Origin of the sequence: Polyangium fumosum, assembly GCF_005144585.1 — a bacterium.
Lineage (GTDB): Bacteria > Myxococcota_A > Polyangia > Polyangiales > Polyangiaceae > Polyangium > Polyangium fumosum.
In genome coordinates, this window is sequence record NZ_SSMQ01000003.1 from 272,608 (window position 1) to 291,775 (window position 19,168).

A 19,168-nucleotide genomic window follows, 5' to 3' on the forward strand; every position below is an offset into this window, starting at 1 on the left:
GGTTCCTGCCCGGTTCTGCCCTGTTCTGCTGCCCAGCGCGGCCGCATGGTGTCCGGCATGAACGCCATCGAGAAACGCCTGCTCGCGAACGACGGGGACCTCTTCACGCTCGCGAACGTCCTCGCCCCCGCCGAGTGCGACGACCTCATCCGGCGCGCCGAGGCCCACGGCTTCACAGACGCGCCGATCACGGTGGGGCCGAACAAGTTCATGATGGCGCCGGACATCCGCAACAACCGGCGCGTCATGCAGGACGACCCGGCCCTCGCGGCGCTGCTCTGGCCGCGGATCGCGGCGCACGTGCCGTCTCCGCGCGGCGCGTATCGCCCCGTGGGGTTGAACGAGCGGTTCCGGTATTACCGCTACACGCCGGGCCAGCAATTCGACTGGCACCGGGACGGCGCGTATGTGCGGACGCCCGAGGAGCAGAGCCTGCTGACGTTGATCTTTTACCTGAACGAGACGTGCGTCGGCGGGACGACGGATTTCATGTTCGTGAACGACGACGAGCTCCGCGTGGCGCCGCGACGCGGCATGGCGCTCATCTTCTCGCACCCGATATACCACCGGGGAGCGCCGGTGATCGAGGGGACGAAATACGTTCTCCGGACGGATGTGATGTATCGGCGGGGGTGAGGGTCAGGGGGTCGGTGGGATGGGTGTCCAGAGCAGGAAGCGGTCCATTTCGATCGCCTCAAATAGCTCGGCGCGGACACAGCCTACCACATCTCAACGGTCCGGAAACGCCGTCCACCCCTCGAAATCCGGGCACACCGAGCCGCAGGCGCCCACGAAGAGCGCGCTCGGATCGAAAAACCCGTCGTCCGGCGGCGCGACCGCGCCCGAAAGCGCCTCCGCCCCGGTCACGAGCGACAGGTAGATCGCGCCGTTCGTGAACAACGGCAAACCACTCTCGCTCGCCGAGAGAGCACGATTGTTCCGCGCCGGATCCATGGCCCAATCCGACGCCGAAAAATTGGGCTCGTCCACGAAGTTGTCGTCGTTCGCGAAAATCGAATGCTGGATGTCGAGCAGCCCCTCGTTCGCATTCTTTTGCGCCGGCGCCTCTTCGATGCCCAGGCCCGACGTCCCCGCGCGCGCCACGAGCATGTCGAACATCCGCCCCCGCGTCCCGCCCCGCAGCTTGATGTTCGGACCGTACTGGTCCTCCATCCCGCTCAACGTCACGTTGTAAAGCAAGGGATCCGAAGGCGCCGAGCCCGCGCCGTCGATCTCGGCGTCGCTCGTGCCCTGGCCGGCCTGAATGCCCGTGTCGCCTTGCATGTTGCCCATCACGACGCCGATGAATTGGCCCTTGCCGCGCCAGCCGAGCGCCCAATCGAAGCCGTCGTCCTCGTACATCGTGACGAGGATGTGCTTCACGGACACCGTCCCGCCCCGTAGATCCATCGCGTCGCTTTCGGTGCGATGCACCTGCACGTGGTCGACGACCGTGCCGCTGCCGACGCCCTCCAGGCGGAATCCGCCCGGCGAGCCCGGGAGGTCTTTGTTCCGGCCCGCGAATTCGATCCGCACGAATTCGAGCACGCCGCTGTCATCGTCCTCGGCCGTCCCGCCGCAGGTCGCCTGGATGCCGGGCGGAAGAACATCCATGGGGCGCATGCCGCTGGGAGCGCCGTTGATCGGGGCGCGGCCACAAAGAATGACGCCCCGCCAATCCCCTTCGGCGCGCTCGGACGCGGCGCTCGTGAAGACGATCGGCGCCTCCTTCGTGCCCCGCGCGACGATCCGGGCGCCCGGCTTCACGAGGAGCCCGCCCTCCATCTGGGCGAGGATCTTCGTTCCCGGCTCGATCGTGAGCGTCGCGCCCGCTTCGACCACCACGAATCCCGTGAGGATCGTGGTCTGATCCGCATACCACGTCGTATCTTTGCCGATCGAGCCTGAAACCTCGACGATCGGGCGAAGCACACCCTCCTCGATCCCAAAGACCGAGGCGCACCCGGTCACGCCCGCGGAGCCGAGCGCCCCGAGGATGACACCAAGGTGGGCAGGACGAACGCGCATCAAAAACTCCCTCGCGCGAAAATCCCCCCGGGCCCGAGCGTCAATGCGGCGCGCGGCTTCGGCGCCACATCCGCCGGCCCTCGCGTCGCGAGCGATACGACGAGGAGCGCGGCGCCCGCCGCCGTGAGGACCGCGCCGGGCACGAAAATCGTCGTCCCCACGCCCGCGAGCTCCTTCGCGTCCTTGCGAATCGCTACGCCCTCCCGATCACAATACGTCGCGTCGCAAAACGGCGCCGCCTCGTCGAACCGCGCGCGCGCCGCGAGCCCCACGCCGAGGGACGCGCCCATCGTGAGAACACCCGCCCCGCCCACCACGAGGCCCGCAATCCCGAGCGCCCCGATTCCTCGCGGCTTCGGCAGAGGCGCCGGAGGCGGCGGAGGCGGCGGCACTTTCACGGGCGCGGGCAAGGGCTTCGGCGCCTCGACTTGTTTCGCGTCTTCGAGCGGCGGCAACGTCACGGTCGTCGTCGCCGATCCCGCCTCGATCACCACGGACACCGAATACGTTGTTTTTCCCGGCGCGGTCGCCTCGATCTTGTACGTCCCCGGATCGATGGGTACGGCCGTGTTCCACAGGACGGACGCGACATCCAGCGCATCGCGTCGCACGACGAGCCCCTCGCGCGACACCAAATCCGGCACCTCGATGCGGAGGCGCGAGAGCTTCGATTCGAGGGCGTCCGCCCGCGCCCGCCCGATCTTCTCCCGCTCTGGTTGCCCCGCCCGGCGCGCCGCGTCGGCGGCCTCGCGAAACGTCGCCCACGCGGACGCGAGCTTGCCGAGTTTTTCCTGGCAATCCCCCAGGTACAGCAGCGTGCCGATCCCCGAATCGAGCTTGTGGCTCTCCGCGAGCCGCGGGCAAGCGTGCTCGTAATCGCCCTTCTCCATGAGCGCGAGCGCCTCCTTGAAGAGGTGCTCGGCCGCGGCCACGTCGCCCTGCTGGGCAAACCCCGGCCCCGCCGCGCCGACAAGCGCCACGGCGAGGAGCCACCCGGCGGCGGCGCGTTTCTTCATTTGCGGCCTCCGAAATCGGGAACGAGGCCGGGCGTGGGCGCCGCGCTCGGCGCCTGGGTCACCGCGGGCTTCGTCGCGCCGGTCTTCCCGGGCGCCGCGACCTTGGGCGCCGCCACGCTCGCGGCAGGCGCCGCCGACGTGCTCGGAGGCGCAGCGGTCGTCTCGGGCGTCGGAGCGGGCGCGGCGGTCACGCTCACGCTCGACACGGGCGCCACGGTCACGATCGCCGCGGGCGCCTCGATCGCCGGCGGCCGCGGCGGCTCCGCGGTCATGGCCTTCTCCTCGCGCCCCCCGAACAGCCGCGTCCCCACGATTCCCAGGAGCAAAGCGACCAAGCCTGTCAGGACGAACCATTTCCCCGATCGCGACGCCGCCCCCGGCTGGGTCTGCGACCACTCCGAGGCCGTCTTCCCCATCGTCGGCGCCGACACCTGCTCGCCCGTCGCCCCACCCGACGAAGCCTCCTTCTTTCGGAGCGACGAGCCCGTCGTTTGTCCGGGCGATGTCGTGCCGGATTTCGAGATCGGCGCCTCGGGCCGCAAGCTCCCCGCATCCCGCGGCCCGGCGAGGTGCGCGTGAATGCGATCGAGCAGCGCCTGCGACCGCTCGGGCACGAAGGGGGCGAGGGCGTCCGCGAGCTCGGCGACGCTCTGGAATCGATCGGCCGGGTGCTTTTGCAGGCAACGCAGCACCACGTCCCCGAGCTCGGCGGGCAGCTCCTCGCGGTGGCGCTGCGGCGGCTCCGGATCCTCGGTCATCAGCACCATGATGAGCGAGCCGAGCGAATCGGCGACGAATGGCATCCCCCCGGTGAGCGCCTTGTACAGCACCACGCCGAGCGACCAGATGTCGCTGCGCGCGTCGACCTCCCGCGCCGCGCGGAACTGCTCGAGCGACATGTACATCGGCGAGCCGAGCAGCGCGTTGCTGCGCGTGAGCGCCGTCCCGTCGATCGCCGCCGGATCCCCGTGCTTCGCGATTCCGAAATCGAGCACCTTCACCACCGGGCTCCCGTCAGCCCGCCGCGTCACGAACAGGTTCGCGGGCTTGATGTCGCGGTGCACGATGCCGCGCCCGTGCGCCTCGGCGAGCGCCTCGCACGTCTGCAGCAGGATCTCGCACGCCTCCTCGATCGGCAGCTTCCCGACCGCGCGGATCATCGCGTCGAGGTCCTTGCCTTCGAGCAGCTCCATCACGAGGTACGGCACGCCGTCGTCGAGCGTGCCGAAGTCGAGCATGCGCGTGACGTGCTCGCTCCGGAGCTTCGTCGCGGCTTGGGCCTCGCGCAAAAAGCGCTTCTTGCCGACCTCGTTCTTGGCGGCGGCCTCGAGCATGAACTTGATCGCCACCCGCTGCTCGAGCTCCGTGTGCTCGGCCGCGACGACGGCCCCCATGCCGCCCACGCCGAGCACGCGATCGACGCGGTATTTCCCGGCGATCACGTCGCCCGCCTTGACCGGAAGCTCGATCTCCTCGCTGTCGCTACTCATCGGCCGACCACGTCGCCTCGGGGGCCGAGCCTATCGAGGACGCGCCGCGCCGGCAAGCCCCTCGCGCGCGTCCATGAGCGCAAACCCTAGCAAATTCAGCCCTCGCCAGGCCCGAGGGTCCGTCGCACGCGGATCCGACGCGGCGAGCCCGATGCCCCAGATCGCGTCCTTTGGGCTCGCCTCGACGAGGATCTTCGATCCCGTCCCGCGCAGCCAATCGCCGAGGGCTTCATTCTGGCCGAACTTCGCGAGGCTCGCCTCCACCACGATCCCGAACCGATGCTCGCGCCACCGCACCTCGTCGAAATCATGCACCTCGCGGCCGAGCGCCTTCGCCTTGCCCGGATCCTCCGTCGCCAGGATCTTCGCGCGCGTCGCCTCGTCCCCGAAGAGCCGCGCCTTTTCGGCCATCATGAAATGCTCGGCGGCCGTGTACCGCTGTCCGCGCACAACGAACGGCGCCGGATACCATTGGCTCAAGATGAAAGGACCCAGCGTCCCGTCTTTGCTCGGCGTATGGCCCCAGAAGAACAGGAAATCGAGCGGCTCGCCGCGATCTTGCCGCGCGATCAGGGTGGCGACGTCCATGGCGGGATCCTACCGCATCTCGAAGCGCGCGGGGAAGCGTCCTCGCCGTTCCCCTTGGACCAAAGTGTGCTGCGGCGGTACTGTGATCCCGAGACCGGCGCCCTGGCGCCGGAGGAGGAAAACTTCATGCGCTCATTCGCTTTGCTTTTTGCGTCCGCTGCGCTCTTCGCCGCGACGCCCGCCCTCGCCGACGTGGTCGACTCTCCCCCGACGAATTGCCCCGACGGCAGCGAGGGCGAAACGTGTCACGGCGGCCCGCACTGCGAGCCGCGAAACTGCGCGACGGACGCCGATTGCAGCGGCGGCGCCACGTGCGCGGATCGCTCGTTTTGCATGCAGGAAATCAACTGCGTCGGCGGCTGGCTCGATCCGGACGCCGCGCTCCCGCCGCTCAAGCCCATCGTGGTCGAGCCCTGCGACGCGGCAGGCGCCTGCGCGACCGGCACGTGCAAATCCATCAAGGTCTGCGTCGGCGGCGCCCAGGCGGGCTCCGGCAGCGGCGGCAGCGGCGCGGGCGGCGCGGGCGCGGGCGACGGCGCGGGGGGAGGCGGGGACGGGGGCGACGTCGTGGTGAAGGGATGCACGTGCACCGCCGTGGGCGACCAGGCCGCGCCGTGGCTCGGGCTCGCCATGGTCGCCGTCGGCACCGGAATCGCCGCGGCGCGAAGGCGGCGCGCGCGTTAACGCGCGGGCGGCGTCGTCACGGACGGTTTTTTCTTCAAGCACGTTTCCATCGCAGGCCCGAGCGACGCCGCGCCGGCCGGCAGGAGAGGCGGTCCGTCCACCGACGCCGCCGTGCGGCCGGAAAAACCGCCGCTCACGATCCTCCCCGCGCGCCCGATGACCGTGGAAATGGGCATGCCGCTCCCGATTCCATGCTTCCAGCTCCGCGAGTCGTGGCTGTTCATCCGGTTGTCGCCGATGACGAACACCTCCCCCGCAGGCACACGCCACGGCCCTTGCAACATCCCGCAAATCCCGCCCCGGCACGATTGTATCCCGCTGCAATCGCTGTCCTTCTCGCACGACCCCCCGTCGACCGGTCCGTCGAGCAAAACGCCGTACACGTGATCGCCGATCCATTCGAGGAAGAGCTCGTGCGTCTGTCCCTCCCAATCGTATAGGCCCACGCGGCACTGCGGGACGCGAAAGCCGTTGATGATGGGCCGACCGTCCACGAACTGGATCTCGTCCCCCGGCATCCCGATCACCCGCTTCAGGAAGAGCTGCTCCGGGTTTTCGGGGAACGGAAACACGATCACGTCGCCGCGATGCACCTCGCCGCCCCGCGTCGCGGAGACGTGGTCCCCGGGAACGAGTGTGGGTATCATCGCCCCGGACGGGACCTTGTACACCTTGATCATCACGCCGAGCGCAACGGAGGCCAGCACGAGGAGGCCCAGGATCACGTAGGCCGCCTGCGCCAAACGCGTCTTGCGGGCCGAGGAGGCGTCGGACATGAGGGCCCCCTACCTCGATCCGCGCCCCGCGAGAAGCCGCCCGAGACAAAGTCCCGACCCCGCTCCTTTTTTCTCTAAGAAACCTCCCGCCCCCCCGTTCTTCGAGCGAACGACAGCTCTTTCGCGCCCATGCCGAGCGAACCGACGAGCCACTGGGTCCTTCTCGCGCTCTCGCGCTACGAGGCCCCTTTGCTCCGCTACGCCTCGGCCATCGTGGGATCCGCCCAGGCAGCCGACGTGGTGCAGGACACGTTCCTGCGCTTGTGCAACCAGGACCGGGCGGCGGTGGAGCCGCACCTCCGGGCCTGGCTCTTCACGGTCTGCCGGAACCGGGCCCTCGACGTACGGCGCGACAAACGACAGGTCGAGCCCGTGGCGGAGGTGGACGAGGTCATGCCGGACAATCAACCCGGGCCCACGGAGGCCCTCGAACGCCGGGAGGCGATGCGCCGTGTCCTCGGCGCGCTCGATACCCTGCCGGAGCGACAACGCGAGGCGGTCCTGCTCAAATTCAGCGGCGACCTGAGCTACCAAGAAATCGCCGAGGTGCTCGGGACGAGCGTCTCGAACGTGGGGTTTTTGTTGCATACGGCGCTGCGCGCGCTGCGCGAGCAGGTGGAGAAAAAGGACCGCGAAGCCGGGCGGAGGAACCGATGACGCTCTCGAAAGACGATCCGCGCCTGCTCTCGTACGTGCTCGGCGAGCTCGACGAGGCAGAGTCGCGCGAAATCGAGGCGGCCCTCGACGGCGATCCGGAGATCCGCGCGGAGATCGACGCCCTGCGCATGACGGCGGAGATGCTGCGCGAAGGCCTCGCGGAGCGCGCGCCGAAGGAGCTCCCGGCCCAGCAGCGAAAGGTGCTGGAGGAGGCCACGCGCGAGACGGAAATGCCCAAGGTGGCGCCGCTCCGAAGGCGACTCTTGCGTCCGTCGTGGCTCGCAGCGGCGGCCGTCGCGCTCGTCTCCATTCCGATCGGGGTCATGCTCGCGCGCCGCAATGCCGAACCCGTGACCGAGCAAGCGAGGAAAGACGCCACGGCATTCGAGGCGCCGCAGAAGGAGAACGACAAGAAAAAGACGACGGCCCCGCGCCCGAAGGACGACACGAAGATCGACGATGCGACGCGGCGAGAGGCTCTGAGAATGCTCCAGGAGGAGCGGGCGGCTCAAGGCGGCGGGGTCCCTTCGCAAATCCCGAAGCCCCGCAGGTTGACCGCGCGATCGAAGCCGCGGGCCGACGAGAACCCGTTCGTCTACACGACGAGCATCGCACGCACGACGTTCCCGCTCGACGTGGACACGGCCTCGTATTCGCTCGTCGAGCGGTACATCCAGGAAGCCGGACGCAGGCCGCCGAAGGACATCGTGCGCGTCGACGAGCTCGTCAATGCGTTCGCCTACGAGGACCCGCCTCCGTTCGGGGACGAGCCGCTCGCCGCCCGTGCCGAGGTCGGATACGCGCCGTGGACGCCGTCGCACAGGCTCGTGCGGCTCGTGCTGAAAGCAGCGCCGCTCGATTCGACGCGCCGCCCCCCGGCGAACCTGATCTTCGTGATCGACAAATCGCCGGGCTTCGCAAAAGATCCGGACAAACTGCCGCTCCTCCAGGCCGCCCTGCGCAGGGTGGTCTCGCGGCTCGACGCGCAAGATTGGGTGACGCTCATCGAGCACGGAGGTCCCTCGCAAGAACCCTGGTTACCCCCGACGCCGGGCGACGACAAACCCCGAATCCTCACGGCCATCGATCGATTCGAACCGAGCGGAGCGGCCTCGCCCGGCGATTCCATCGAGCGCGCCTTCAAGGCGGCGCAGGCGCATTTCGTCGAGGGTGGCGTGAACCGGGTCTTCCTGGCGACGGACGAACAATTCGCGGCAGGGTCGGAGCAAGGCCGACTCGCGGCGCTCATCCGGGACAAGGCGACGACGGGCATTTCCCTGTCGACGCTCGGCTTCGGCCCGATGGACGGCCCGGCAGGACAAACCCTGAAGCTCCTCGCCGAGGAAGGAAAAGGGAGCTTCGCGCCGATCGGCGGGCCGAACGACGCGCGCACAGCGCTGGTCGACGAGGCCCTCGGGACGCGCACGCCGATCGCGAGGGACGTGCGGGTCGAGGTCGATTTCGCTCCGTTGTACGTGCGGTCGTTCCGGCTGATCGGCAACGAGGATCGGACGGGCCCGGAGCGCGAGTTTCTGGACGCCTGGAAAGGCCCGGTCGATCTCTACGCCGGGCATGCGGTGACGGCGCTCTACGAGCTCGAACCCAGGCCCGACACCTCGGGGGGCTCGGAGGCGCCGCCGGTGCCGTATCTCTTGACGCTGCGGGTGCGGTACAAGGATGCGACGGGACAAACGAGCCGCGAGATCGAAGTGCCGCTCATCGACGACAGGTATCGGGGGACGCAGAGCACGGATTTCCACTTCGCCGCGTCCGTGGCGGCATTCGGCCTGCTCCTGCGGGATTCGCCCTTCAAGGGCGAGATGACGCTCGCGGATGTCGTGGCGATGGCCAAAAAAAGCCTCGGCACCGATCCCGGCGGGCACAGGGCCCGCTTCGTGAACCTGCTCGAACTCGTGGAGTTCACGCCCGAGACAGGGCGCAAGCTACCCCCCAGGAAACCGCCGCCCCGCAAAGGGTCGTTGTGCCAGCCCGGAGATTCGCTTTGCAGTGAACTTTGATCCGGCCGCGCGACCTCGCTCAGCCCGCAGGCTCGGGCGCGACCGCAGGCGCGTCGGCCACCGGGGGCGCTGCCGCCGCGGCCGCCGCTGCCGCCGCTGCTTCCTCCATCACGCGCACCGCCGCTGCGTCCTCCTCGGCGAGGATCCGATCACTCTCGCCGAGCGCGACCTCGTGCGCCGCGATGACGCGCCTCACGCGGCCCCGCGCGAGCGTGAGGAACAGGAGCCCGAACAGGCCCCACACCACCGAAGCCGCCACCGAAGCCACGACGAGCAGCTCCTCGCCGGACGTCCCCAGCGCGTCGAGCGCGACGAAGACATAAAGCGGCGACGGCGCGGCCACAATGAGCGCGCCTCGGCCCGAGGCCGACGCGAAGAGGCCCGCGATCGCCGCGACGATCCACGGCCCCACGGTGACGAGGAAATGCACCGCGAGGAGCAAGACACGCGAGAGCAGCGTGGTGCTCAGCCGCGCTCGGAGAAGCGCGCCGAGCCCCACGGAGAACAGATAAAACGAGCCGGCGTAGAGCGCGACGAGGAGAATCTGCTGGATCTCCTCCGCGGCGTTCGTGTTGTCCATCACGGCGAGGATGCCGGCCGCGACCGGCATCAGGAACGCGACGGCGGCCATAGAGAGCTGCATCATCGACGTGCCGAGGATGCCCGGCCCGAGCAGCCGCCTGATCCCGCCCACGCCCTGTCGATCCCAGTGGAGCCGCACGCGCCGCGAAGGCCCGAGCGAGTCGCCGAGGAAGATGTAGACCGAGATCATCAGGAACACGAGCAGCACGCAGATGCCCGCGATCGCGACCTCCAGGCGACGGTGCGTGGCGACGGCGGCGACGGGCGCGGCCGAGCAGAGCGCGAAGACCGGCGCGGCCACGAGGAACCAGCGCTTGAGGCCCGTCGAGCGATCGTCCGTGATGCTCGTGAGGTTCGCGACCGTGACCTCGTAGAGGAACCACGCGGGCAAGCCCGTCGCGACGATCGGCAGCATGATCAAGCAGAGGACGTACGTGAGATCGAAGGGCGCGCGTGCGTACGCCGTCGGCAGCCAGACGGGCGGGCCTTCCGGCACGCCGGACCAGGCGTCGTGCGCGGCGACCGAGAGGCCCACGCCGAACCAGCCGTAGACGTTGAGCGAAGCGATCACCGCGCAGATCAACGTGACCACGAGCGCGGCGCGCAGGCTGTTCATCTTCGAGCTGACCGCGAGCCCGAAGGCGACCGCGAGCGCCGCGATGAGGAACAGGAACCCGAACGCGACGATCGTCTCCGTCGCGGTGACGCCGCCGAAAAGAAATGGCAGCGCGCCCACGGGCGCGAGCATCACCACGTACATGCTGATCGACGTGTACGCGGCGAGGAATTTTCCGCGCGCGATCACCGCGGGACGCAGGCCCGTGAGGATCACGGCTTCCCACGTGCGGCCCTCGCGCTCCGAGGCGATCGCGTTCGCCGCGACCGCGGGTCCGACGAACGTGACCACGAAGTACGCGAGCGAGAAGAAGACCTGGAAGAGAACGTACCCCGTGGTCGCGGGGCTCTCGTTGATCGAGACGAGGCCGCCGATCGCGGCGATCGCCAGCGTGGCCAGGATCGAGAGCACGCAGAGGATGATCGGCGTGCGGACGAGGCGCGCGGACTGGCGAAGCTCGCGGATCCAGATCGGGTTCGGATCGTCCTTCAGGCGATGCAGGAGCGAGGCGCCTGCGGCCCTTGCCGTTCCGGTCTGCGCGCTCATTGGACGTCTCCGCGCGTGACTTCGAGGAAGATGCGCTCGAGCTCGTTCCTCTCCGGCTCCACGCCCACGATGCCGATGTTGCGGTGCACGAGGTGGGTCACCATCTCCGCGATCTTCGTCTCCGTGCCCGTGTAGCCCACGTGCACGAGGCCGCCCATGACGTGGACCTCGACGATCCCGGGCCCGCCGCGCAGGAAGTACGCGGCGGCCTCGGGGTTGCCGAGGACACGCAGCTTCACCCGACGAACGCTCGGCGCTTGCGGGATCGGCTGCGGCGCTTGCGGTTGCGGCGCTGCGCTCGCGCTCGGATCGGTCGCGGCCACGGCAGCGCCGGCGACGGGCGCAGATTGCACCACGCCCGCGGCCTCGGGCGAAGCAGGCGCGGCTTGCGCGGCTTGCGCGGGCACGAGCGCGCGCACGCCCGGCGGCACGTACCGCGGCGGCGGCGCGTGGCCGTGGGCCTCGGCTGCGCGGATCGCTTCGAGCCGCGCCGAGATCTCGTGGATAGGACCTGCGACGACGAGGCGACCTCGTTCGAGGATGCCGATCGAGGTGCACACATCGCTCAGCTCCGTGAGGATGTGCGACGAGAGGAAGATCGTCTTCCCGAGGCCACGCAGCTCCAGCAAGAGATCACGGATCTCGATGCGGGCGCGTGGATCGAGATCACTCGCCGGCTCGTCGAGGATGAGCACCTTCGGGTCGTGCAAGAGGATACGCGCGAGCTGAAGCCGCTGCTTCATGCCCTTCGACATCTCGGCGACGAGCCGATCCTGCAACTTGCCGAGGTCCGTCAGCTCGAGGACCGCGTCGACCACGCTGATCGAGGGCACGCGGAACGAGTCTGCGAAGAACTCGAGGTACTCGCGCACCGTGATGCGATCGTAGACGCCTGCGTGATCGGGCATGTAGCCGATCACCTTGCGCACGGCGTCGGGGTCGAGCGTGACGTCGATCCCGTCGATCTCCACGCGCCCGGCCATCGGCTCGAGCAGCGTCGCCATCACGCGGATCGTCGTGGTCTTCCCCGCGCCGTTCGGCCCGATGAAGCCGAAGATCTCGCCCGGGCCGACGTCGAAGGTCACGTCGCGCAGGACGTCGCGGTTCGCGAAGCGGTGCCAGAGGTGGCGCACGCGGATCGTCGGCGGCGCGGGGCTTGGGGACGCAGCTCCGCTTGCCGGAGCGGAGCCCCCAAACGTCGATGAAGCCGTGACCAGCGAAGGCGGCTCCGGGGCCGCGGTCGCGGGCGATCGCTCCCAGGTCTCGGGCGTCGTGACGGGCTCGCTCACGGCCGACCTCCGTATCCGACGATCCGCACGAGCAGCCGATCCCGTTCGAGCTTGAGGCCCGCGTCCGAGGTCTTGCCCTCGCCGCCGTCGAGCTGACCGAGCAGCACCGGCACGTCCTCGGGGAACCAGTCCACGAGCCCGCCTGCGCTCTGCTCGACGGCGAGCCACGCCTCGGCGAGGCCGGGCGCGTCGGGCTCGACGATCGGGCGCACGAAGACCGAGCTGAGCGGATGAAGATCGAGCGTCCCCGCGCGCCGCGTGCCGTTCACCTGCCGGATCCACGTCGTCCCCGCGGTCACCGTCTTCAAGTCCTTGCCCGCGCTCGCGAGCACCCGCTCGCCGTCCTTGATCGTCGGGAAATACCGCGGCAGGAGGCCTGGCAGCATGAGGATCGCCGCCCGCAGGTCATGGCCGCTCCGGTTCGTCACGGCCGTGTCCTTCTCGCCCTCGTGCACGATCGAGATCCCCTCGCCCACGTCGGCGAACCCGTCCTCGCGCACGACCACGGTTTGCCAGGGCAGGATCGCGAGATCGACGAGGCGCGCGCCGTCGCGATCGACGAGCATGTGATCGTCGATCGTCGCGGGCGAAGCCACGACCGCGGTCGTGACCACGCTCGAACCGTCGCTCGTGCGCACGGTGAGATCCTTCGATCGCGGCGTGAAGAAGCCACGCCACCGCCGCGCCGTGCCCTTCGTCATCCCCGCGCCCGCTTCGACGAGCGTGAGGTGACGCGAGCGACCCGTCAGGCCCTTCGCGAAGAGGCCGATGAGCACGACGGCGAAGAACGCGATCGCCGAGAGGATCGGCAGCCAGACGAGCGCGCGCAGGGGTTTGCCCTTGTTCGCGTGCATCGTGAAGTTCACGGGCCCGGCGAGGACCGCGTAGGCGATGAGCAGGATCGCGGCCACCGCGATCCCCCAGCGCGAGCTCTCGTTCGGATCGAGCTCCTGCCGCACACGATCGAGGTCCACGGTGCCGGGCGCGCCGCCCTGCCGGTAGACGATCGAACTCTTCCGGTCGAAGGCCCTGCGCGTCAGATCGAGGACACGCGCTTGCACCCAGGGGTCGTCCACGGCGGGCTTGCGCGTCGGATCAAACGCGAGCAGGTGAAACTCGCCGAGCCCGTACGTCGCGGAGGCCCCGTAGCGGCTGCCGTGCAGGTTGCCCCCGGAGAAACCAGCGAGCGTCTTGCCGACCTCCTCGGCCGCCGACTCGGCGAACGGGATCGACTTCGTGGCGTTCGAGGGCGGCGCGGGCAACACGAGCTCCCGGAGCGTCTCGGAGTGCGGCGACGTTGGCGTGATCTCGCCGCCCGCGAACGCCGCGAGGAGGGGGCTCCGGAGATCCTCGGGGCGCGCGAGCGCCACGGCGAGCGTGCCGCCGGCGAGGACGTAGCCGCTCAGCGCTTCGAGCTCGGCCGCGCCGATCTTCACGAGCGTATCCGAGCGCAGAAGCACGGCCGACGCGGGCGCATAGAGCGCGGCGCGATCGGGCAGGATCGGATCCCCCGTCGCCGGATCGAAGCGCGGCGCGCCCACCTTGAGCTGCGGCCCCGTGCCGTACGCGCCGTACCCGCCCCACGGCGAGTAGAGCGGCGAGATCGCGGCGTCGTGCAGCGCGCCTTTCAGCCGCGAGGTCTCGCTGACGTCGAGCAGGAAGAGCTCCTGCATGTTCGTCACGGCCGTCGTGTGGCTGCCGAGCACCACGCCCGCGTCGTCCCGCGCGACCACGTTCGTCTCGCCGTACACGTTGCCGTGTGTCGGCAGCCGGACGATCACGCTCGTCCCCGCGCCGACGACGAACGGCGCCGTCGCGCGGAAGCGCATCTGGTCCGAGTGCAACCGGCTCAGGACCTCGACCTCGCCCCGCAGCGGCTTGGCCTCGTTGTTCTGCACCCGCACGAGGAACCCGCTCCAGCCCGCGGGCGTCGGCGAGGTCGTGCCGAGGAGCGGCGCGACCTCGAAGGACACGCTCGCGCGCCCCGGCGGCGGCGCCGGCGGCGCCTCTGCGATGGCGGTCGCAGCGACGACGGGCGCGGGCTCGGCGTGCGTCGCGAGCGGCGCGAGCGCGAGGATCGGGACCAGCGAGAGCGCGCGGAGCCTCATCGGCGGATCGCCTGCTCCACGTTCTCCGGACGGGCGGGCACGCTCTCGATGAGCGCGTCGACCACCTGATCGGTCGTGATCCCGTCGGCCTCGCCCTCGAACGATCGGATCAAGCGGTGACGCAGCACGGGCTTGGCGACGCGCTGCACATCGCCGAACGAGACGTGCGCGCGACCTTCGAGCACGCTCACGGCCTTGGCCGCGAGCACGAGCGACTGCCCGCCGCGCACGCCCGCGCCGTAGCGGATCGCGCGCTTCACGAGGTCGGGCGCGCCTTGCGTCGCCGGATCACTCGCGCGGACGAGGCGCGAGGCGAAGCGCATGATCGGCTCGGCCACGGCGACGTCGCGGCACGCCGAGCGGACCGCCAGCACCTCGTCCCGATCGAGCACGCGCGGCGGCGCGTCCTTCGGTTGCCCCGTCGTGCGGGTGAGGATCTCGGTCATCTCGTCCTCGGTCGGGCTCGGCACGATCACTTTGAGCAGAAACCGATCGAGCTGCGCCTCGGGCAGCGGGTACGTCCCTTCCATCTCGATCGGGTTCTCCGTGGCGAGCACGAAGAACGGCTCTTCCATCGCGTGCCGCACGCCGCCGATCGTGCACGCGTGCTCCTGCATCGCTTCGAGCAGCGAGCTCTGCGTCTTCGGCGTGGCGCGGTTGATCTCGTCCGCGAGCACCACCTGCCCGAAGATCGGCCCCTTGTGCAGGGCGAAGTGCCGCGAGCCGTCGGCCGAGGTCACGAGGATGTTCGTGCCCGTCACGTCGCTCGGCATGAGGTCGGGCGTGAACTGGATGCGTGAAAATTTCAGGTCGAGGCAGCTCGCGATCGTGCGCACGAGCAGCGTCTTGCCGAGCCCCGGCGCGCCTTCGAGCAGCACGTGCCCGCCGGCCACGAGGCCCCAGAGCGCCTGCTCCACGACCTCGCCCTGGCCCACGATCACCTGCCCGATCGCTTCCTTGAGGCGCGCGCTCGCCTCGCGGGCCCGATCGAGCCTCTTCTGAAAGTCGCCCGTCGTCGTCATGCGGAGGCGCAGCGTAGCCGCGCCCGGCGGTCATTTGGGCTGGAAATAGCGCCCGACCTGCTCGCGGTACTCCTCGGGCACGTCGCTCCGCTCGATCGCCCCGAGCTCCCCGCCGCCGCCTGCCCGAGCGCGCCCGTCGGCACGTTGGCCAAACAACTTGTGCATCAGACCGAAAGGTGATAGGCACGGCACCTTTCGAACTTTCCGGCCTTTCCGGAGGAACGACTGCAAAGGAGACGGGATTGATAAAAAATTTCGCCGATCAAACGACCGCAGACATCTACAACGGGACAAGTACCAAGGCCGCCAGAAAGGTTCCACCGACCATCTGGCCGGCCGCAGGAAGGAAGTTGGATATGCTCGAAGCCGCGACTTGCAAGACCTGCGCGCACCACCCGCCAACCGGCTGGAGAAGCTGCTGGGGAATTTGTCGGGATTTTACAGTATCCGAATCAACGATCAGTTCAGAGTTGTCTTTCGCTTTGCCGATGGTCAAGCATCCGATGTTCGGATCGTCGATTACCACTGATCGCGAGCACTCGAAGCGCTCGATATAATTGGATTTTCCGCATGCTACCGAAGAACCGACCTCCGACCACGCCGGGCGAAGTCCTCGTCGAGGAGTTCCTGAAGCCGTTGAGCATGACGCAGCTCACGCTCGCCGCGAAGATGCGTGTGCCAACCCAACGAGTGAACGCGCTCGTACACGGCCGACGCGGAGTCACGGCCGAGACAGCCATCCTCCTCTCGCGCGCGCTGAAGACGTCCCCAGAGTTCTGGATGAATCTGCAAGTTCGATGCGATCTCTGGGAGGCGCAGCGAAAACTGGCCGTCTGAAGCCGCCTGCACACACCGTTGGCATGCCTGGAACATACGAGCGGGATGACAACCGCTCGATGTTCCAGGCTTTTGTTTACTTGGGCTGGAAATAGCGCCCGACCTGCTCGCGGTACTCCTCGGGCACGTCGCTCCGCTCGATCGCCCCGAGCTCCCCCGCCGCCGCCTGCCCGAGCGCGCCCGTCCCCTGGATGTTCGCCGTGTCACCCGCGCGCCCCGAAGTCCGTCCCATGACGAGCCCCGGCATCGGCTTTCCCTTGTTGATCGGGCCGGTCGCGCGGGATTTGACGCCCGGGCCGTCGACCACGCCGGTCTGGCCCTTGTGGTCGCCTGGACCGCCGCCCTCGCTGTGACCGGCGTACGGCTGCCCGTTGTCCTTGCCGCCGGAGCCGGGGGTCCCGTTCTCCCCGCCCGGCTTCTGCCCGCCCTTGTTCCCTTGCCCCGGCTTGTTCCCGCCGCCCTGACCGGGCACGGGCATCGGCATCGGCGCGCCGAGTTGCCCTTCGGCCTCGCCGAGGCCCTTCTGCGCATCCTCGAGCCGCTTCTGCCGCTCGCCCTCCTCGCTGCCTTCGGCCTCGGGCTCGGCCATCTTCTTCAGCTCCTCGGCGAGCCGCTTCTGGCCCTCCTCGGACCCGAGCTCCTCGGCGAGCTCTTCGAGCTGCTCCTTGCTCGGCCCCTCGCCCGGCGCCTCCTCGCCGCTCATCTCTGCGGCGCGCTTCTTCATGTTCTCGGCGAGCCGCTTGCGCTCCTCGGGCGTCAGCTTCCCGAGCGCCTCTTCGAGCTTCTCCGCGAGCTTCTGCTGCTCCTTGCCGCCGGCCTTGCCGCTGTCGAGATCCTTCAGCGCTTCCTTCGCGTCTTCCGACAGACCTTCGCCGATCGCCTGGCCGAGCTCCTTCAGCTTCTCGTTCTTCTTGGCCATCTCTTCGAGGCGCTTCTTCTGCTCCTCGAGCGCCTTGGCCACGTCCGGCGCGTTTTGCTTGCGGGCGGCCTCGGCGGCCTCTTCGAGCGTCTTCTTCGCGCGATCGCGGTCCTCTTTTTCGAGCTTGTTCGCGAGGCTCTCCATCGCGTCGTCGAACGAGACGAGATCCCTGTCGCCGAGCGCCTTGGCCGCGTCCTTGAGGTCGGGGTTCTCCGCGAGCTTGCCGAGCGCGCTCTCCAATCCCTGGCGCTGCTCGCCGTCGCCGAGCGAGAGCCGCTCGGCCGTGATGGCGTCCTTGAGCTTGCCGATCTCGGCCTGCGCCTCGCGCTTCTCCATGCCGTCCCGAAGCTTCTCGCGCAGCTTCTTCGCGTCCTCGGCGATCTTGTCGAGGCGCTTGCGCTGGGCGTCGTCGCGCGCGTTCGCGTTCGCGAGGTCGATGATCTTGTCGAGCCCCTTGATGTCCGCGAGCTTGACCTGCTCGGCGCCGGGCGGCGGCGGAGGCGGCGGCGGGAGCGCGGGCAGCGGCAGCAGGCTCATGTAGCCGATCGCCGCGAGGCCGAGCGGGATCGCGAGGTGGTAGGCCCGAACGAACCGCGGCCGCGCGTCCTTGGGGTTCGCCTTTTCGAGCACGGTCGTGGCCTGCGAGAGCACCACCGCGCGCGCCGGATCGTCGCGCTCGTCCTCGCGATCGAGCTCGACCGCCGTGGAGATCGACTCCTTGCCGCCGAGGCGTCCATCCAGGAACAGCGCGACCTCCTCGTCGCGCCAGCGCTTGCGCCGGGCCACGATCGCGCCGACGGCCGCGCCGAGCGCGCCGCCCGCGGCCATCCACGGCCGGAGCTGGCCGTGCCGCGTTTGCCACGCCGCCGCGGCCGCCCCCGCGCCGATCACGAGCCCGAGCGCCGCGCCCGAGAGCATCCGTTCGAGCGCCAAGCGCCGCCGCACGCGACCTGCCAACCGCGTGAAGGCTTGGCTGAATCGTTGATCCTTGGACGCGGGGTTGCGGGACATGGGAATCCTATCTCTACCGCCGTCAGGGAGCGGCAGCCAGGGTCATGCAACACGTCGCGTGCTAGGTTGCCCGCATGCCGACACGCGACGAGATGTTGGAGCTGGTCGAAGCGCACGCGAAGCTCGACGATCCGATGGAAACCGCAATCTGGATCCGGCAAGAAGATCAAAGCATCGCGTGGCTCGTGGAAGTGATCCCCTCGATGGGGAGCGACGACCATCCGGAGCGCCCCATCGTGTTCACAGCGGCGCGAGACTTCAGGTATCCCCTCCACCTCATCGGGGTGAACCGAGCGGACATCGAGAAAGCCCTTCGCAAAGACCTCACCCTGGCGCGAGCCGTCGCGGCAGGTGATGTCCTGTACGGCGAGGACGCCGGGGTAGCGCTCGTGGCGTTGGCGCGCGGACTTCTGAGCCATGGCAACGCCCGCGCAAGTTAGAGCTTGGATCCGACAAGCCGGGGCGGATCTAGCTGCCGCAAAGGCAGACACAGACGCCTTGGCCGAGTGCCACCGGCGCTACCTCATTCAGCAGAGCTACGAGAAGGCCATCAAGGCCCTGGCTTTGATGCTGTGGGACGGGGCTGACGACGAGATGCGCGAGTTTGACAGGCTCTTCCTCGGGCAGCACTCACCCTTGAAGAGCCTGGGAGAGTCTGAATCTACGCTGTCCAAAGCCCTCTTCAACTTCCGCCGGAGGATCGAAACCTTCCTGAACAAGCGCGTCGACAACGCGGATTTGCTGCTGAGGATCGATGCAACGAAACCCAGCAAGAGGCCGAACGACGTAAGCTACCGCTATCCCTTCCTCCAGGACCACACGTACATCGCGCCTGCCGACTTCAGCGCGTGGGACACGTATCAGGGCAACCAGATGGGCGCCCTCGCTGCGGTGACGCATCTGCTCAAGGAAGTGAACGAAGAGCTCAAGCGCTTCGCGCGCACCCCGAAATAAGCAGGCGCTACTTGCCTCCGCCGACCA

At 68.9% G+C, this 19,168-nt stretch carries 19 protein-coding genes; 8 read left to right on the forward strand and 11 right to left on the reverse strand.

Annotated features, from left to right (window positions below; all coding sequences use genetic code 11):
* Window positions 1–57: 57 nt before the first annotated feature.
* Window positions 58–636 (forward strand): prolyl hydroxylase family protein, encoded by a 579-nt coding sequence (locus E8A74_RS05010; protein WP_136927756.1) that lies wholly within the window; start codon window positions 58–60, stop codon window positions 634–636.
* Between the two features lie 93 nt (window positions 637–729).
* Here the strand turns inward: E8A74_RS05010 and E8A74_RS05015 are convergent, their stop codons facing one another.
* Genes E8A74_RS05015 through E8A74_RS05030 form a run of 4 tightly spaced genes read right to left on the reverse strand, consistent with a single transcriptional unit; the run spans window position 730 to window position 5,122 of the window.
* Window positions 730–2,028, reverse strand: a complete 1,299-nt coding sequence (locus tag E8A74_RS05015) for a hypothetical protein (RefSeq protein WP_136927757.1) — start codon at window positions 2,026–2,028, stop codon at window positions 730–732.
* Window positions 2,028–3,044 (reverse strand): outer membrane protein assembly factor BamD, encoded by a 1,017-nt coding sequence (locus tag E8A74_RS05020; RefSeq protein ID WP_136927758.1) that lies wholly within the window; start codon window positions 3,042–3,044, stop codon window positions 2,028–2,030. The genes E8A74_RS05015 and E8A74_RS05020 overlap by 1 nt, the downstream gene beginning before the upstream one ends.
* Window positions 3,041–4,534 carry a serine/threonine-protein kinase gene (locus tag E8A74_RS05025; RefSeq protein ID WP_136927759.1) on the reverse strand — a complete coding sequence of 498 codons (1,494 nt, stop codon included), beginning with the start codon at window positions 4,532–4,534 and terminating at the stop codon, window positions 3,041–3,043. Before E8A74_RS05025 ends, E8A74_RS05020 begins: the two co-directional genes overlap by 4 nt.
* Window positions 4,535–4,564: 30 nt before the next feature.
* Window positions 4,565–5,122: an NADAR family protein gene (locus tag E8A74_RS05030; protein WP_136927760.1), complete on the reverse strand. Its 558-nt coding sequence runs from the start codon at window positions 5,120–5,122 to the stop codon at window positions 4,565–4,567.
* Window positions 5,123–5,248: 126 nt separating this feature from the next.
* On the opposite strand from E8A74_RS05030, the gene E8A74_RS51920 reads away from it, so the two are divergent.
* Complete coding sequence (locus E8A74_RS51920) at window positions 5,249–5,806, forward strand: hypothetical protein (protein ID WP_170228866.1); 558 nt, start codon at window positions 5,249–5,251, stop codon at window positions 5,804–5,806.
* Here the strand turns inward: E8A74_RS51920 and lepB are convergent.
* A complete protein-coding gene (lepB, locus tag E8A74_RS05040; protein WP_136927762.1) occupies window positions 5,803–6,582 on the reverse strand; it encodes a signal peptidase I in 780 nt (259 codons plus the stop codon). The genes E8A74_RS51920 and lepB overlap by 4 nt on opposite strands.
* Window positions 6,583–6,711: 129 nt before the next feature.
* Here lepB and E8A74_RS05045 point away from each other — a divergent pair, with 129 nt between their 5' ends.
* Both E8A74_RS05045 and E8A74_RS05050 read left to right on the forward strand, forming a co-directional pair.
* Complete coding sequence (locus E8A74_RS05045; RefSeq protein ID WP_136927763.1) at window positions 6,712–7,239, forward strand: RNA polymerase sigma factor; 528 nt, start codon at window positions 6,712–6,714, stop codon at window positions 7,237–7,239.
* Window positions 7,236–9,257: a YfbK domain-containing protein gene (locus tag E8A74_RS05050; RefSeq protein WP_136927764.1), complete on the forward strand. Its 2,022-nt coding sequence runs from the start codon at window positions 7,236–7,238 to the stop codon at window positions 9,255–9,257. Before E8A74_RS05045 ends, E8A74_RS05050 begins: the two co-directional genes overlap by 4 nt.
* 19 nt (window positions 9,258–9,276) lie before the next feature.
* Here E8A74_RS05050 and E8A74_RS05055 read toward each other — a convergent pair whose 3' ends face one another.
* Genes E8A74_RS05055 through E8A74_RS55435 form a run of 5 tightly spaced genes read right to left on the reverse strand, consistent with a single transcriptional unit; the run spans window position 9,277 to window position 15,585 of the window.
* Window positions 9,277–11,001: an ABC transporter permease gene (locus E8A74_RS05055; protein ID WP_136927765.1), complete on the reverse strand. Its 1,725-nt coding sequence runs from the start codon at window positions 10,999–11,001 to the stop codon at window positions 9,277–9,279.
* A complete protein-coding gene (locus E8A74_RS05060) occupies window positions 10,998–12,290 on the reverse strand; it encodes an ABC transporter ATP-binding protein (RefSeq protein WP_232379377.1) in 1,293 nt (430 codons plus the stop codon). The genes E8A74_RS05055 and E8A74_RS05060 overlap by 4 nt, the downstream gene beginning before the upstream one ends.
* Window positions 12,287–14,398 (reverse strand): hypothetical protein, encoded by a 2,112-nt coding sequence (locus tag E8A74_RS05065; protein ID WP_136927766.1) that lies wholly within the window; start codon window positions 14,396–14,398, stop codon window positions 12,287–12,289. Before E8A74_RS05065 ends, E8A74_RS05060 begins: the two co-directional genes overlap by 4 nt.
* On the reverse strand, window positions 14,395–15,420 hold the full coding sequence (locus E8A74_RS05070) for an AAA family ATPase (RefSeq protein WP_136927767.1): 1,026 nt from the start codon (window positions 15,418–15,420) through the stop codon (window positions 14,395–14,397). Before E8A74_RS05070 ends, E8A74_RS05065 begins: the two co-directional genes overlap by 4 nt.
* Before the next feature lie 30 nt (window positions 15,421–15,450).
* Window positions 15,451–15,585 carry a hypothetical protein gene (locus E8A74_RS55435; protein WP_269749857.1) on the reverse strand — a complete coding sequence of 45 codons (135 nt, stop codon included), beginning with the start codon at window positions 15,583–15,585 and terminating at the stop codon, window positions 15,451–15,453.
* A 208-nt stretch (window positions 15,586–15,793) separates the two neighbouring features.
* On the opposite strand from E8A74_RS55435, the gene E8A74_RS55955 reads away from it, so the two are divergent.
* The gene (locus E8A74_RS55955) at window positions 15,794–15,949 is read left to right on the forward strand and encodes a type II toxin-antitoxin system RelE/ParE family toxin (protein WP_211365289.1); all 156 of its coding nucleotides are present in this window, start codon (window positions 15,794–15,796) and stop codon (window positions 15,947–15,949) included.
* Window positions 15,950–15,990: 41 nt separating this feature from the next.
* Window positions 15,991–16,257: a HigA family addiction module antitoxin gene (locus E8A74_RS05080; protein WP_136927768.1), complete on the forward strand. Its 267-nt coding sequence runs from the start codon at window positions 15,991–15,993 to the stop codon at window positions 16,255–16,257.
* 76 nt (window positions 16,258–16,333) lie between these two features.
* On the opposite strand, the gene E8A74_RS05085 is transcribed toward E8A74_RS05080, so the two are convergent.
* On the reverse strand, window positions 16,334–18,187 hold the full coding sequence (locus E8A74_RS05085; RefSeq protein WP_136927769.1) for a hypothetical protein: 1,854 nt from the start codon (window positions 18,185–18,187) through the stop codon (window positions 16,334–16,336).
* A 74-nt stretch (window positions 18,188–18,261) separates the two neighbouring features.
* On the opposite strand from E8A74_RS05085, the gene E8A74_RS05090 reads away from it, so the two are divergent.
* Complete coding sequence (locus E8A74_RS05090) at window positions 18,262–18,627, forward strand: hypothetical protein (RefSeq protein WP_136927770.1); 366 nt, start codon at window positions 18,262–18,264, stop codon at window positions 18,625–18,627.
* A complete protein-coding gene (locus tag E8A74_RS05095) occupies window positions 18,605–19,141 on the forward strand; it encodes a hypothetical protein (protein WP_136927771.1) in 537 nt (178 codons plus the stop codon). The genes E8A74_RS05090 and E8A74_RS05095 overlap by 23 nt, the downstream gene beginning before the upstream one ends.
* Window positions 19,142–19,168: the final 27 nt, after the last annotated feature.